The sequence below is a fragment of the Streptomyces millisiae genome, from assembly GCF_031845425.1.
Lineage (GTDB): Bacteria > Actinomycetota > Actinomycetes > Streptomycetales > Streptomycetaceae > Streptomyces > Streptomyces millisiae.
The window spans coordinates 214,994-229,202 of record NZ_JAVREM010000001.1; the positions used below are offsets into that span (position 1 = coordinate 214,994).

Sequence of the window (14,209 nt, forward strand, 5' to 3'; positions counted from 1 at the left end):
GCCGGCCGTGTGCGCCCCGCCTCGCCGGCTCAGCCGCGGGGGTCCCTGGGCGGCTCGATGCCGAGCGCGGCGAGCCGTTCGGCGAACGGTACGACGTTCGCCGGCTCGTCGTCGCGCCGGCCGCGGGCGACCGGTCGGGGCGGGGTCGGCCGGGTGTCGGGGGCGAGCAGCGCGGCCAGCTCGGTGGCCGCCCGGTCGACGCGTTCGGCGAGGCCGGCCGCGTAGTCGTCGCCCTCCGCTCCCCAGTCCTGGGAGGCCGCGTAGACCCCGGTGGGGACCACGACGGCCCGCAGGTAGGCGAAGAGCGGACGCAGGGCGTGTTCGAGCACCAGCGAGTGACGCGGCGTCCCGCCCGTGGCGCCGAGCAGCACCGGCTTGCCCGCCAGCGACTCCGGCTCCAGGACGTCGAAGAAGGACTTGAACAGGCCGCTGAAGGAGGCGGAGAACACGGGCGTGACGACGATCAGCCCGTCCGCGTCGGTGACCGACTCGATCGCGGACGCCAGCCGCGGGCTGGGGAAGCCGCCGGTGAGGTGGTTGGCGATGTCCACGGCCAGTTCCCGCAGCTCGACGACGGTGACCTCCGCCCCCTCGGTCCTGGCGGCGGTGGCCGCCGCCAGGCGGTCGGCCAGCAGCCGGGTCGACGAGGGGACGCTCAGCCCCGACGCGACGACGGTGATCCTCATGCGGCGTCCGCCCCCTCGCGCCGCGCGGCGGCGGCCAGCACCCGCGACGCGTGGGTGGGCGCGTCCGGTACCTCGGCCGGCCGGCCCTTGGCGAACTCCTCGCGCAGCACCGGGACGACCTCCTCGCCGAGCATGTCGATCTGTTCCAGCACGGTCTTCAGCGGCAGCCCCGCGTGGTCGACCAGGAACAGCTGCCGCTGGTAGTCGCCGGCGTACTCGCGGAAGGTGAGGGTCTTCTCGATGACCTGCTCCGGCGTCCCGACGGTGAGTGGGGTCTGCGCGGTGAACTCCTCGAGCGATGGCCCGTGCCCGTACACCGGGGCGTTGTCGAAGTACGGGCGGAACTCCCTTACCGCGTCCCTTGAGTTATGGCGCATGAACACCTGGCCGCCGAGGCCGACGATGGCCTGCTCCGCGGTGCCGTGGCCGTAGGCCGCGTAGCGGGTGCGGTACAGCTCGACCATCCGCTGGGTGTGCTCCTTGGGCCAGAAGATGTGGTTGGCGAAGAAGCCGTCGCCGTAGAAGGCGGCCTGTTCGGCGATCTCGGGGCTGCGGATGGAGCCGTGCCAGACGAACGGCGGGGTGTCGTCCATCGGGCGCGGGGTGGAGGTGAAGCCCTGCAGCGGGGTGCGGAAGCGGCCCTCCCAGTCGACGACGTCCTCGCGCCACAGCTTGTGGAGGAGGGCGTAGTTCTCGATGGCGAGGTTGATGCCCTCGCGGATGTCCTGGCCGAACCAGGGGTAGACCGGGCCGGTGTTGCCGCGGCCCAGCATGAGGTCGACGCGCCCGTCGGCCAGGTGCTGGAGCATCGCGAAGTCCTCGGCGATCTTCACCGGGTCGTTGGTGGTGATCAGCGTCGTCGCGGTGGAGAGGATCAGCCGCTCGGTGCGGGCGGCGATCCAGCCCAGCATCGTCGTGGGGGAGGAGGGCACGAACGGCGGGTTGTGGTGCTCGCCGGTCGCGAAGACGTCCAGGCCCACCTCCTCGGCCCGCTGGGCCATGGCGACCATCGCCTTGATCCGCTCCCGCTCGGTGGGGGCGCGGCCCGTCGTGGGATCGGGCGTGACGTCGCCCACCGTGAAGATCCCGAACTGCGTCCCGGTCATCGACACCACTCTCCAGATGGTTGAACCTTGAATCACCCGCGACAACGGTCTGTGGCCTCCCACTATTCCCGGCCCGGCGCCCCCGCGCAGCGGGCAACCTTCGACCGCGCGGCGGCGACCAGCTGATGTCAGGTCCTCGCCAGAACGGATCCCCCCCACCATGAACCCCACCCCGCACCGCCGCCGACGCCGGGCGGCCGCCCTCACCACCCTCGCCCTCGCCGCCGGCGCCCTGCTGGCCACCGGCCCCACGGCCCGGGCCGCCGACGTCGGCCTCGCCGCCGACCTGGTGGTGGCCAAGGACGGCAGCGGCACTCACACCACCGTCCAGGCCGCCGTCAACGCCGTCCCCGCCGGCAACCCCAGCGCCGTCACCATCACCGTGCGCCCCGGCACCTACCGCGAGACCGTCCAGATCCCCAGCAACAAGCCGCACATCCGGCTGGTCGGCAGCGGCAGCTCGCCCTCCCAGGTGACCATCGTCTACAACAACTCGGCCGGCACCACTCGGCCCGACGGCAGCACCTACGGCACCAGCGGCAGCGCCACCTTCATGGCCGACGCCGACGACTTCCAGGCCCGCAACCTCACCTTCGCCAACGACTTCGACGAGGTCGCGCACGCCAACCAGTCGGGACACCAGGCCGTCGCGCTGCGCACCCGCGCCGACCGGATCCGCCTGGAGAACGTCGTCGTCAACGGCGACCAGGACACGCTGCTGCTCGACACCGCGGGCCGCGACACCCGTGGCCGCGTCTACATCACCGGATCCACCATCCGCGGCAACGTCGACTTCATCTTCGGCCGCGCCACCGCCGTCATCACCAACTCGACGATCGAGGTCACCCGCCGCCCCGACGGCAGCTCGGGCGGCTATGTGATGGCCCCCTCCACCGCCCCCCAGTTCAACGGCTTCCTCATCACCAACTCCACCATCACCGGCGGCGTCACCGACCGCACCTACCACCTCGGCCGCCCCTGGCACGCCGGCGGCGACGCCGCCCTCGACCCGCAGGGCATCGTCCGCAACACCCAGCTCAGCGCCGCGGTCCGCACCGCCCCGTGGACCGACATGAGCGGCTTCTCCTGGCGCGACGACCGCTTCGCGGAACACCGCAACACCGGGCCCGGATCCGGCCCCGCCAGCGCCGACCGACCGCAGCTGACGGACGCTCAGGCCACCGCCTACACCCCGGCGGTCTGGCTCGGCGACTGGACCCCGTAGCCGCCGCGTAACCCCCCGCCCCGGGCCCGCTGTCGGACCCCGGTGGCAGACTGACCCGGTGATCACCGGGCGGCGGGCCCGGGGCCGAGGCAGGGGAGCGAAGCGGATGGCGGGGACCGGGGGAGGGGCCGCGACGGGCCGGCGGGGGGCGCCGCGGTGAGGCTGCTGCACACCTCCGACTGGCACCTCGGCCGGAGCCTGCACCGGGCCGGCCTCGCCGACGCCCAGCGCGCCTTCATCGACCACCTGGTGGCGACCGTCCGCACCCGCCGGGTCGACGCCGTGCTGGTCGCCGGGGACGTCTACGACCGGGCCGTCCCCCCGCTCTCCGCCGTCCGGCTGTTCGACGACGCCCTGCACCGGCTCGCCGCCCTCGGCGTGCCGACCGTGATGATCTCCGGCAACCACGACTCGTCCCAGCGGCTCGGCGTGGCCGCCGGGCTGATCGGCCGCGCCGGCATCCACCTGCGCACCGACCCGGCCGGCTGCGGCACCCCGGTCCTCCTGGCCGACGAGCACGGCGACGTCGCCTGCTACGGCCTGCCCTACCTCGAACCGGCCCTGGTGCGCGAGGAGTTCGGCGCCCCCGCCGGCGGCCACGCCGCCGTGCTCGGCGCCGCCATGGACCGCGTCAGGGCCGACCTCGCCACCCGACCGCCCGGCACCAGGTCCGTCGTCCTCGCCCACGCCTTCGTCACCGGCGGCACCGGCTGCGACAGCGAGCGCGACATCAGCGTCGGCGGCACCGCCGCCGTGCCCGCCGCGCTCTTCTCCGGCGTCGACTACGTCGCCCTCGGCCACCTGCACGGCTGCCAGACCATCACCGACCGCCTGCGCTACTCGGGTTCGCCGCTGGCCTACTCGTTCTCCGAGGCACACCACCGCAAGTCCATGTGGCTGATCGACCTCGGCCCGCGCGGCGAGCTCGCCGCCGAGCGCGTCGACTGCCCCGTGCCGCGCCCGCTCGCCCGGCTCCGCGGCCGCCTCGAAGAACTGCTCGCCGACCCCGCCCTCGCCCCCCACGAGACCGCCTGGGTCGAGGCCACCCTCACCGACCCCGCACGCCCCGACGAACCCATGGCCCGCCTCGCCGAGCGCTTCCCGCACATCCTCAGCCTCGTCTTCGAACCCGAGCGCGAGCCCGGCGCGCCCGGCACCTCCTACGCCGGGCGGCTCCGCGGCCGCAGCGACCAGCAGATCGCCGAGGACTTCGTCACCCACGTCCGCGGCGGCGCCCCGCCCGACCCCCACGAGCGGGCCGCGCTCGCCGCCGCCCTCGAGGCCGCCAGGTCACGGGAGGGCTGACGATGCGCCTGCACCGCCTCACCCTCACCGCGTTCGGCCCCTTCGGCACCGCCCAGCACGTCGACTTCGACCGGCTCTCCGCCGCCGGACTCTTCCTCTTCCACGGCGCCACCGGCGCCGGCAAGAGCTCCATCCTGGACGCCGTGTGCTTCGCGCTGTACGGCTCCGTCCCCGGCGCCAGGCAGCAGGCCACGCTCGCGCTGCGCAGCGACCACGCCGCCCCGGGCACCGCCACCGAGGTGGTGCTCGACCTCACCGTCGGCGGCCGCCGCCTGGAGATCACCCGGGCCCCCGAGCAGGACCGCCCCAAGCGGCGCGGCACCGGCACCACCCGGGAGCGGGCCCGCGCCCTGCTCCGCGAGCACGACCCGGCGACCGGGGCGTGGCGCGCCCTCAGCCGCTCCCACCAGGAGATCGGCGAGGAGCTCGCCGGGCTGCTCGGCGGCATGAGCCGAGAGCAGTTCTGCCAGGTCGTGCTGCTGCCCCAGGGAGAGTTCGCCCGCTTCCTGCGCGCCGGCGCGGAGGAGCGGGCCAAGCTGCTCGGCCGCCTCTTCGGCACCCACAGGTTCGCCGCCGCCGAGGCCCATCTCGCCGAGCAGCGCACGGCCGCCGCCCAGCGCGTCCGGGCCGCGGACGAGCGGCTGCTCGCCCTCACCAACCGCGTCCTCCAGGCCGCCGGGCCCGACGCCGCCGAGCTCGGCCCCGCCCCCGACCCCCAGGACGCGCCGGTCGGCACCGACCCGGCCCAGCCGCTCCTCGGCTGGGCCGCCCAGGCCCGCTGCACGGCCAGGGAGCGGCACACGATCGCCGTCCTCGCGCTGGAGCACGCCGAGGCCGCCCACGTCGCGGCGGAGCGCCGGCACACCGAGACCGCCGAGCGCGCCCGCCTCCAGCGGGAGCACGCCCGGGCCCGGGAGCGCGCCGCCGCGCTGGCCGCGGGCGAGCCGGCGCACGCGGCCGACGTCGCCCGCCTCGACCGGGCCCAGGCCGCCGAGTCCGTCGCCCCCGCCCTCGGGCTGCGCGCGGCCGCCGACGCCGAGCACCGCGCCGCCACCCTGGCCGAGCGCGAGGCCAGGGCGGCGCTGCCGCCCGACCTCGCGGACTCCCCGGCCGCCGTGCTCGCCGACCGCGAGCGCGCCGCCCGGGAGGCGCTCGGGGCCCTGGCCGGCGCGCGCGCCGCCGAGGCCCGCGCCGGCGCGATCGACGCCGAGCTCGCCGCGCTGGCCGAGGAGGCCGCCGCGGACGAGGTGTCGCTGGCCGACGCCGAGCGCCGGCTCGCCCCCTGGCCGGCCGAGGCCGAGCGGCTCCGCCACGACCTGGAGCGGGTCCTGGGCGCCGCCGCCACCGCCGACGCCGTCGCCCAGCGGCTCACCCTGGCCCGCGACCGGCTCGCCGCCGCCCACCGCCGCGACCGGCTGTCCGCCGAGCTGACCGCCGCTGGCGAGGCGCTGCTGGCCGCCAGGGAGGCCGCCGCCGACGCCTACGCCCACTGGCTCGACCTCAAGGAGCGCCGGCTGGGCGACATCGCGGCCGAGCTCGCCGCCGCGCTGCACCCTGGCCGGCCCTGCCCCGTCTGCGGCGCCGAGGAGCACCCGGGCCCGGCGCGCCCCACCTCCGACCACGTCGACCGGGCCGCCGAGGAGGCCGCCCGCACCGCCCACCAGGCCGCCGAGCGGCACCGCGCCCGGGCGGAACAGCAGCTCGCCGCGCTTCGCGCGGACCACGCCGCCGCGACCGCCGAGGCCGGCGACGAGTCGGCCGAGGCACTGGCCGGCACCGTGCGGGCCCTGGAGGCCGAGCTCGCCGCCGCGCGCGCCGAAGCGTCCGGCGAGGCCGCCGCCCGGCAGGCCCTCGCCGCCGCCGAGGCCGCACACGCCCGCCTGCTCGACCAGCGCGGCGCGGCCGAGCGCCGCGGCGCCGCCCGCGCCTCACGACAGGCGGCGCTCACGGCCGAGCTCACCACCCTGCGCGCCGAGGTCGACCGGGCCAGGGCCGACGCCCCCACCGTCGCGGACCGGGCCGCCGCCCTCACCCGCCGGGCCGAGGCGCTCGCCGCCGCGGCCGCCGCGGCCCGCGCCGCACAGGAGACCGCCGACCGCCGCAAACAGGCCGACGGCCGCCTCGCCGACGCCGCCTACCGGGCCGGCTTCGACAGCCCGCGCGCCGCGGCCGAGGCCGCCCTGCCGGAGGGCGAGCGCGCCGGGCTGCGCCGCCGCGTCGACGCCTGGCGGGCCGAGCGCGCCGCCGTCGCCGCGGCGCTCGCCGACCCGGCGGCCACCGCCGCCGCGGCCGAGCCGCCGGCCGACCCCGAGGCCACCCGGGCCGCCCTGACCGCCGCCGCCGGCCGGCTGCGCGCCGCCGCCACCGCCGAGTCCGTGGCCCGCGCCCGCCGCGCCGAGCTCGACGCCCTGTCCGCCACCGCCGCGGCCGACGCCACCGAGCTCGCCCCGCTGCGCCTCGCCTCCCGCCGCATCACCAGGCTCGCCGGCCTGGCCGCCGGAACCTCGCCGGAGAACGAGTACCGGATGCGTCTCGAGACCTACGTGCTCGCCGCCCGCCTGGAACAGGTCGCGGCCGTCGCCAGCACCCGACTCCACCGCATGTCCGCCGGCCGGTACACCCTGGTCCACACCGACGCCAGGGCCGCCCACCGCGCCCGCTCCGGCCTCGGCCTGCTCGTCATGGACGCCTGGACGGGGCGCACCCGGGACACCGCCACCCTCTCCGGGGGCGAGTCCTTCTTCGTCTCCCTCGCCCTCGCGCTCGGCCTCGCCGACGTCGTCGCCGAGGAGGCCGGCGGCCCCCGGCTCGACACCCTCTTCGTCGACGAGGGCTTCGGCAGCCTCGACGAGCAGTCGCTCGACGAGGTGCTCGACGTGCTCGACGGGCTGCGCGAGCACGACCGCAGCGTCGCCATCGTCAGCCACGTCCCCGACCTGCGCGCCCGCATCCCCGCCCAACTGGAGGTCGTCAAGACCCGCCACGGCTCCACCGTCCGCCACCACACCGGCTGAAGCCCCGGAAAAACCACCTGACACCCACCGGCTCCACCCGGCAGTCTCCATCCGCCGTTGAGCCGGTGCCGGGCGTGGACGGCCGTGCCCGGCACCGGATCGTGGGTCAGAGTGCGGCCAGCTCCGCCTCCAGGTCGTCGAGTCCGAGTGAGCCCTGGGACAGCGCCGCCATATGCCACTTCTTGGCGTCGAAGGCCGCGCCCCGTGCCGCGCGGGCCGCCTCCCGGCCCCGCAGCCAGGCCCGTTCGCCCAGCTTGTAGCCGATCGCCTGGCCCGGCATGCCCAGGTAGCGCACCAGCTCGCTCTCCACGAACTCCGCCGGCCGTCCGTTGTGCCGCCGCATGAACTCGAGGCCCAGTTCGGGCGTCCACCGCTCGCCGGGGTGGAACGGCGAGTCCGCCGGGATCTCCAGCTCCAGGTGCATGCCGATGTCGATGATCACCCGCACCGCGCGCATCATCTGGCAGTCCAGGTAGCCGAGACGGCGCTCAGCGTTGTGCAGGAAGCCCAGCTCGTCCATGAGCCGCTCCGCGTACAGCGCCCACCCCTCCGCGTTGGCGCTGACCATGCCGACCGTCGTCTGGTACCGGGAGAGGTCGTCCGCCACGTGCGCCCACTGCGCCAACTGCAGGTGGTGGCCCGGTACTCCCTCGTGGTACCAGGTCGACACCAGGTCGTAGACCGGGAAGCGGGTCTCGCCCAGCGTGGGCAGCCAGGTGCGCCCGGGCCGGGTGAAGTCCAGCGACGGCGACGTGTAGTAGGGGGCGGCGGCGCTGCCGGCGGGAGCGATCATCGACTCCACCCGCTTGACCCGCTCCGCCAGTTCGAAGTGGGTGCCGTCCAGCGCCTCGATCGCCTCGTCCATCAGCCGCTGCAGCCAGACCCGCACCTCCTCGACGCCCTCGACGGCCTCGCCGGCGGTGTCGAGGTGGCGCAGCGCCTCCCACGGAGTGGCCCCCGGCAGGATCTTCTCCGCCTCGGCCCGCATCTCCGCGTGCAGCCGGTGGAACTCCGACCAGCCGTAGGCGTACGCCTCGTCCAGGTCGAGGTCGGTGCCGTTCCAGTAGCGCACCCACCGGGCGTACCGCTCGCGGCCCACGATCTCCGGCGCGCCCTCGACCGCAGGCGCGTACACGTCGCGCAGCCAGTCCCGCAGCCGCGCCACGGCTTCGGTCGCCTCCTCGGCCGCCGCGTCGAGCTCGGCACGCAACTTCTCCGGCCCCTTGGCGACGAAGCCGGCGAACCAACTCCCGTCGTCCGCGCCCCCGATCCACTCGCCCAGCTGCCCGATCACCGTGGAAACCTGCCGCGGACCGGCCGGCAGCCGGCGCTCCAGGCCCGCGGCCAGCGACTGCCGGTAGCTCTCCGCCGCGTCCGGCAGCGCCCGCAGCCGCCTGGCCACCGTCGCCCAGTCATCGTCCGACTCGGTGGGCATCAGGTTGAAGACGTCCCGCGTCTCGTGGATCGGCGAGAAGAGGTTGCTCACCGCGCGGAGCGACTCGCCGGCCTCGTGCACCGCGAGTTCGGCGGTCAGCCGCTCGCGCAACAGCCGCGCGCAGCGCCGCTCGCCGGCGGACTCGGCGCCGGGCAGCGACTCGGCGACGGCGAGCCGCTCCAGCGTCGTGCGTGCCAGCTCGGCGCGGGCCTCCTGGCCGGCGGGGGAGTAGTCGGGCAGGCGGTCCGCGCTCTCGGGGACTCCGAGGAAGGTGCCGGTGATCGGGTCGAGTTCGACGAGCGCGTCCACATAACGGTCGGCGAGCTGACGGGGGAGCGAGGTGCTGGTGTCACTGGTGTCAACGGACATGCGCCCATCCTGGTACGACGGGGCCGGGTTCGTCATCAGCATTCGGCCCCGACATTCCTGACAGGCCGGGCGGCTCGGGCCGTCCGCGACTCAGCCGTGGGCGCGCGCCGGGAGCACGGTCGCCGTGGGCCGGGCCGCCAGCCTGGCGGAGAGCACCACGGCGCCCTCCTCGGGGTGCCGCTCCACGGAGAGGCCGACGGCGCGCATCACCGCGAGCATCCCCGCGTCGGACGGCGAGGCCACCGTGTAGACGGCCTCACGCTGTTCCCGTGCGGCCATCTCCACCAGCGCCCGCAGGAGCGCGGAACCCACCCCCCGCCGCTGCCAGGCGTCCTCCACCAGCAACGCCACCTCGGCCTCCGTGCCGTCCCACAGCAGGTGCCCGAGGCCCACGAGGCGCCCGGAGACCGTCCTGGCGGCCAACGCGCGGCCGTGCCGCGGGTCGAGCAGGTGCGGCAGGTAGCCGTCCGCCTCGTCCGCCGGGCCGTGGTAGCGGCGGGCGAGCGTGTCGGGCGAGCAGCGCCGGTGCAGGGCGAGCGCCGCGTCGAGGTCGTCGGGGCCCGCCGCGCGCAGCAGGATCAGCTCGCTCATCGGACGCGCCGACCCCCCGTCGCACGTCGCCCCACCGTCCGGCACGTGCCGGCGGCCGTCGGTCCACCGGCGATCTGGGCCGTCCCCCCGCGGTCTCTGGCGCGGAACGCGGATCGAGCCGCTCGGTACATCGGAGTCTGCCATGCAAGCACTGTCGTCCTCGGTTATTGCGTGATCACGAACGCCCTGTGACCGGACGGTAAAGGAGGCTTCCGGCGGAAATGTTCCCTTCGCTTCCGCCACGTTGGTCCACCCCCGCACCACGCCGGCCGATCCGCCCGGGCCGCGGCCGCGCCGACCGGCGCGGCCCGCCCGGGCCGTCCCTGGGCACCGTACTCCCGTGACTGGTCAACGCCCCTGTCGAGACACGAAATTGAGCCTCTTCCGACAGAAAACGCGAGGCTCGGCGCGGGTGTTCCCGAGGCGGCCGGCGGAGTCGGCTGGACAGTACGCGTCCGCTCGGGTGGGATGGGAGGGTGGCTGAGCACCTCATGACGGACGACACCGCCCTCCGCGACTTCGAGGCGCACCGGAGTCTGCTGTTCGGGGTGGCCTACCGGATGCTGGGCCGGGTCAGCGACGCCGAGGACGCCGTGCAGGAGGCGTGGCTGCGCTGGTCGGCGGCCGACCGGTCCGCCGTCGAGGAGCCACGCGGCTACCTGGTGCGGATCGTGAGCCGGCTGGCGGTCGACCGGCTGCGCCAGCTCGCCGCCCGCCGCGAGTCCTACGTCGGCCCCTGGCTGCCCGAGCCGCTGCCCGCCGACCGGGCCGTCGCCGAGCTCACCGCCGCCCCGGACGGCGCCGAGCGGGCCGTGCTCGCCGACACCGTCTCCTACGCGGTGCTCGTCGTCCTGGAATCGCTCTCCCCGCTGGAGCGCGCGGTGTTCGTGCTGCGGGAGGCGTTCGCCCTGCCCTTCGCCGAGATCGCCGCCGCGCTTGGTCGCACCGAGTCGGCCGTCCGCCAACTCGCCGGCCGCGCCCGCCGCCACGTCGCCGAGCGCCGCCCCAGGTACCCGGTGGACGCGGGGGAGCGGCGCGACCTCACCGAGCGGTTCCTGGCGGCCGCGCTGGAGGGCGACCTCGAAGGGCTGGTCTCGGTCCTCGCCCCCGACGTGACGCTGACCGGCGACAGCGGCGGGATCGGCAAGGGCCCGCTCCGGGTCATCGAGGGAACGGACAAGGTGGGCCGCTTCCTGGTCGGCATCGGCGGCCGCGCACCCGCGCAACCCGGCTTCCTTGTCGCCGAGTTCAACGGCGTGCCGGGACTCCTCGTCACCAGCGCCGGCCGCCCGTTCAGCGTCATCCTGCTGGAGGCGAGCGGCGGCACGCTGCGCCGGATCTACCTGATCAGCAACCCGGAGAAGCTGGGCCATCTGTCGGCTGCCTGACGCGCGCGACAGCGACAGCACGCCTAGCGGCCGCCGGCGACCCGCAGCACGGCGCCCGTGGTGTAGGAGGCCTCGGGCGAGAGCAGCCAGGCCACGGCGGCGGCGATCTCCTCGGGGCGCCCCACCCGGCCCAGCGGGGTGGCCCGCCCGATCCGCTCCCCGCGCCCGGGGTCGCCCATCGCCGCGTGCATCCCGGTGTCGACCGCCCCGGGCTGCACCGAGTTCACCCGCACCCCCTCGGGTCCGAGTTCCTTGGCGAGGCCGAGCGTCACGGTGTCGACGGCCGCCTTGGACGCCGCGTAGTGGACGTACTCGCCCGGGCCGCCCAGCGTGGCCGCGCCCGACGAGACGTTCACGATCGCCCCGCCGCGCCCGCCGTGCCGCGTGGACATCTCCCTGGCCGCGCGCCTGGCGCACAGCAGGGTCCCCAGCACGTTGACGTCGAGCACCCGGCGCATCACCTCGGTCGCGGTCTCCGTGAAGGCGCCGAGCGGCCCGGTGACGGCCGCGTTGTTCACCAGCCCGGTCACCGGCCCGAGGTCGCCGACCGCGGCGTCGAAGAGGGCGTCCACCTCGGCCTCGACGCTCACGTCCGCCCGCACCGCGACCGCCCGCCGCCCGGCCGCCCGCACGCGCGCCACGACCTCGCCGGCCGCTGCCTCGTCCCTGGCGAACCCGATGGCCACGTCGTGCCCGTCCGCCGCCAGCCGCGCCGCCACCGCGGCGCCGATGCCCCGACTGCCCCCGGTCACCACCGTCACCGGCCGCCGCGTCCCGTGTCCCGCCATGCTCACGGCTCCCTCCTCCACTCGGATGAACGATCATATATGCGAGCGGGCGCGAGACGGGCGCGAGGTGCGCCTCCTATTGGTCTTGACCAAGCCCCGGCGGCGACCTAGGGTCTATATACGCAACAACCTTTCATAATCACCGTATCCATCGTCACCGGACCGCCGGCGCGCGGCCGTTCGGGGTCGGAAGCGCCCGTGGAGGCCAGGGTGGGGAGCACGCAGCTCGACCAGCAGACGTCGGAGCCCAAGTACTGGCACCTCAAGACCGTCCTCACCGAGGCGCTCGACACCGAGTTCTCCGTCGGCCAGGCCCTGCCCAACGAGCGGGAGCTCGCGGCCCGCTTCGGCGTCGCCCGCGCCACCCTCCGGCAGGCCCTCGACCAGCTGGAGCTCGAGGGCCGCCTCCAGCGCCGCCGCGGCGTCGGCACCACCGTCGCGCCGCCCCGCGTCGGCGTCGACGTCAGCCCCCGCCGCCACACCTGGCCGGGCGCCCCCGGAGACGCCTGGGTCACCACCGACTGCGCCGCCGCGCCGCCGCCCACCGCCGTGGCCCGGATGCTCGACGTCCACCCCGACGAGCCGGTCGAGGTCGTGCACCGCGTGCTGGCCACCCACGGCCAGGCCGTCGCCACCGAGCAGCTCTACGTGCCGGCCGGCGTCCTCACCGACTCGGGCCCGCTCCCGGAGGCGGCCGGGGGCGTGGCACGCGGCCGGCGGATGCTCGCCTGGCTCCAGGAGCTGCGGCCCGACAGCCAGGACCGCGCCGTCGAGCTCGGCTCGGCCGGCGCCCCCGAGGCGCGCCGCCTCGACCAGCTGCCCGGCGCCCCCGTCCTCATCGTCACCACCCGTTACACCGCCGCCGGGCGGACGGTCGCCGCCGCCGTCGCGACCTACCGGGCCGACACCTGCCGGCTCACCTTCGGCACCCAGGGCACCGTCTCGCTCAGCGGGAGCTGACCTCCTTGACCCGGTCGGCCGTCAGCCGTAGTGCGCTGGTGGTCGGCACCTGTGGGTGCGTAGGCCGTCGCGTGCCAGCGTCCGTCGCAGTGGCTCCACCAGGCCGTCGAGGCTAACGGCACCGTCTCGCTCAGCGGGAGCTGACCTCCTCCACGGCGAACAGCTCCTCCTCCACCCGGTCGAGCGCCAGCCGCAACGCCCCGGTGGCGACCGCGGCACCCCCCAGCGCGGAGGCCACCACCCGTGGCGTCCGCAGGCAGTAGCGCGCCAGCTCCCGCCGCAGCGGCTCCACCACGCCGTCCAGGCCCGCCGCCCAACCGCCGATGACCACCAGCTCGGGGTCGAGCGCCAGCACCAACGCGGTCACGTCGTGCACCAGCCGCTCCACGAAGCGCTCCACCGCCCGGGTGGCGCCCGCGTCCCCCTCGGCGGCGCGCGCGAACACGGCCGCCACCGCCTGCTCGTCCAGCGGGTCGAGCGGCTCGCCCGAGGTGGAGAGCAGCCGCTCGGGCTCCACCTGGCGCCCCAGCAGATGCAGCGCGCCGATCTCCCCGGCCGCCCCGCCGTGCCCCCGGTGCAGCCGCCCCCCGATCAACGAGCCGGCCCCGGGGCTCAACCCCGCCAGCACCATCACCACGTCGTCCGCGCCCACCGCCGCGCCCGACCAGCGCTCCGCGAGCACCGCCGCGTTGGCGTCGTTCTCCACCAGCACCTGACAGCCGAACTCGGCGCGCAGCAGCTCGCCGAGCCGCAGCCCGGTCCATCCCGGCAGTGCCGTGCACAACCGCACCGTGCCCTCGGCGCCCACGATCCCCGGGCTGCCCACCCCGACCGCCCGCAGCATGCCGGGCTCCACCGCGTGCTCCCGCAGCAGCCCGCCGGCCACCTCCAGCGCCCCGGCCAGCCGCTCCTCGGCCGTGGCCCGCACCGACACCTCGCGCGCCAGCGAGCCGAGCCGCCGCCCCGTCAGGTCCGCCAGCACCGCGGACAGCCGGCGTGGCCCCACCTCGACGCCCAGCACCACGCCCGACTCGCCGCGGAACCTGAACCGCCGCGCCGGTCGCCCGAGCCGGCGCGCGCCGCCCGGCTCGGCCGCGTCCGTCTCCGCGACCAGTCCGGCCCGCGCCAGCCCGTCGAGCACCCCCTCGACCGTGGGCCGGGAGAGCCCCGTCACCCGGGCCAGGTCGGTCAACGAGCAGGACGGCTCGGCGTCCCGCAGCGCCCTGAGCACCACGGCCGAGTTGATCCGACGCAACAGGGAGGGATCCCCACCCAGCAGACCGGCCACACCGCCTCCGACCTCGTCAGCACCAGCAACCCCCGGCACCAACCTACGCCGTCG

General features: G+C 76.0%; 11 protein-coding genes. 5 read left to right on the forward strand and 6 right to left on the reverse strand.

Annotated elements, in window-relative coordinates:
• Positions 1 to 29: 29 nt before the first annotated feature.
• Both RNC47_RS00950 and RNC47_RS00955 read right to left on the reverse strand, forming a co-directional pair.
• Positions 30 to 686: a CE1759 family FMN reductase gene (locus RNC47_RS00950; protein WP_311594630.1), complete on the reverse strand. Its 657-nt coding sequence runs from the start codon at positions 684 to 686 to the stop codon at positions 30 to 32.
• Positions 683 to 1,792, reverse strand: a complete 1,110-nt coding sequence (locus RNC47_RS00955; RefSeq protein WP_311594632.1) for an LLM class flavin-dependent oxidoreductase — start codon at positions 1,790 to 1,792, stop codon at positions 683 to 685. Before RNC47_RS00955 ends, RNC47_RS00950 begins: the two co-directional genes overlap by 4 nt.
• Before the next feature lie 160 nt (positions 1,793 to 1,952).
• Here RNC47_RS00955 and RNC47_RS00960 point away from each other — a divergent pair, with 160 nt between their 5' ends.
• The 3 genes from RNC47_RS00960 (at position 1,953) to RNC47_RS00970 (ending at position 7,336) form a co-directional block, all read left to right on the forward strand.
• Positions 1,953 to 3,017 carry a pectinesterase family protein gene (locus RNC47_RS00960; RefSeq protein ID WP_311594633.1) on the forward strand — a complete coding sequence of 355 codons (1,065 nt, stop codon included), beginning with the start codon at positions 1,953 to 1,955 and terminating at the stop codon, positions 3,015 to 3,017.
• A 156-nt stretch (positions 3,018 to 3,173) separates the two neighbouring features.
• Complete coding sequence (locus RNC47_RS00965) at positions 3,174 to 4,322, forward strand: exonuclease SbcCD subunit D (RefSeq protein ID WP_311594634.1); 1,149 nt, start codon at positions 3,174 to 3,176, stop codon at positions 4,320 to 4,322.
• 2 nt (positions 4,323 to 4,324) lie between these two features.
• Positions 4,325 to 7,336, forward strand: coding sequence for an AAA family ATPase (locus tag RNC47_RS00970; RefSeq protein ID WP_311594635.1), 3,012 nt, complete (start codon positions 4,325 to 4,327; stop codon positions 7,334 to 7,336).
• 106 nt (positions 7,337 to 7,442) lie between these two features.
• On the opposite strand, the gene RNC47_RS00975 is transcribed toward RNC47_RS00970, so the two are convergent.
• On the reverse strand, positions 7,443 to 9,140 hold the full coding sequence (locus tag RNC47_RS00975; RefSeq protein ID WP_311594636.1) for a DUF885 domain-containing protein: 1,698 nt from the start codon (positions 9,138 to 9,140) through the stop codon (positions 7,443 to 7,445).
• 90 nt (positions 9,141 to 9,230) lie between these two features.
• Entirely contained in the window at positions 9,231 to 9,731 is a 501-nt protein-coding gene (locus tag RNC47_RS00980; protein WP_311594637.1) for a GNAT family N-acetyltransferase, read from the reverse strand.
• Positions 9,732 to 10,222: 491 nt separating this feature from the next.
• Between RNC47_RS00980 and sigJ the strand changes: the two genes are divergently transcribed.
• Positions 10,223 to 11,119 carry an RNA polymerase sigma factor SigJ gene (gene sigJ, locus RNC47_RS00985; protein ID WP_311594931.1) on the forward strand — a complete coding sequence of 299 codons (897 nt, stop codon included), beginning with the start codon at positions 10,223 to 10,225 and terminating at the stop codon, positions 11,117 to 11,119.
• A 23-nt stretch (positions 11,120 to 11,142) separates the two neighbouring features.
• On the opposite strand, the gene RNC47_RS00990 is transcribed toward sigJ, so the two are convergent.
• Entirely contained in the window at positions 11,143 to 11,907 is a 765-nt protein-coding gene (locus tag RNC47_RS00990; RefSeq protein ID WP_311594933.1) for an SDR family oxidoreductase, read from the reverse strand.
• A gap of 210 nt (positions 11,908 to 12,117) precedes the next feature.
• Here RNC47_RS00990 and RNC47_RS00995 point away from each other — a divergent pair, with 210 nt between their 5' ends.
• Positions 12,118 to 12,867, forward strand: a complete 750-nt coding sequence (locus RNC47_RS00995; protein WP_311594638.1) for a GntR family transcriptional regulator — start codon at positions 12,118 to 12,120, stop codon at positions 12,865 to 12,867.
• Positions 12,868 to 12,997: 130 nt separating this feature from the next.
• Here RNC47_RS00995 and RNC47_RS01000 read toward each other — a convergent pair whose 3' ends face one another.
• Positions 12,998 to 14,155 (reverse strand): ROK family transcriptional regulator, encoded by a 1,158-nt coding sequence (locus RNC47_RS01000; RefSeq protein ID WP_311594639.1) that lies wholly within the window; start codon positions 14,153 to 14,155, stop codon positions 12,998 to 13,000.
• Positions 14,156 to 14,209 lie beyond the last annotated feature (54 nt).

Excerpts from the sequence above, each read along its gene's own strand:
- RNC47_RS00960 (WP_311594633.1), top strand. The coding sequence starts at position 1,953 with ATGAACCCCACCCCGCACCGCCGCCGACGCCGGGCGGCCGCCCTCACC.
- RNC47_RS00990 (WP_311594933.1), bottom strand. The coding sequence starts at position 11,907 with ATGGCGGGACACGGGACGCGGCGGCCGGTGACGGTGGTGACCGGGGGC.
- RNC47_RS00970 (WP_311594635.1), top strand. The coding sequence starts at position 4,325 with ATGCGCCTGCACCGCCTCACCCTCACCGCGTTCGGCCCCTTCGGCACC.
- RNC47_RS00950 (WP_311594630.1), bottom strand. The coding sequence starts at position 686 with ATGAGGATCACCGTCGTCGCGTCGGGGCTGAGCGTCCCCTCGTCGACC.
- RNC47_RS00955 (WP_311594632.1), bottom strand. The coding sequence starts at position 1,792 with ATGACCGGGACGCAGTTCGGGATCTTCACGGTGGGCGACGTCACGCCC.
- RNC47_RS00980 (WP_311594637.1), bottom strand. The coding sequence starts at position 9,731 with ATGAGCGAGCTGATCCTGCTGCGCGCGGCGGGCCCCGACGACCTCGAC.
- RNC47_RS00975 (WP_311594636.1), bottom strand. The coding sequence starts at position 9,140 with ATGTCCGTTGACACCAGTGACACCAGCACCTCGCTCCCCCGTCAGCTC.
- sigJ (WP_311594931.1), top strand. The coding sequence starts at position 10,223 with ATGACGGACGACACCGCCCTCCGCGACTTCGAGGCGCACCGGAGTCTG.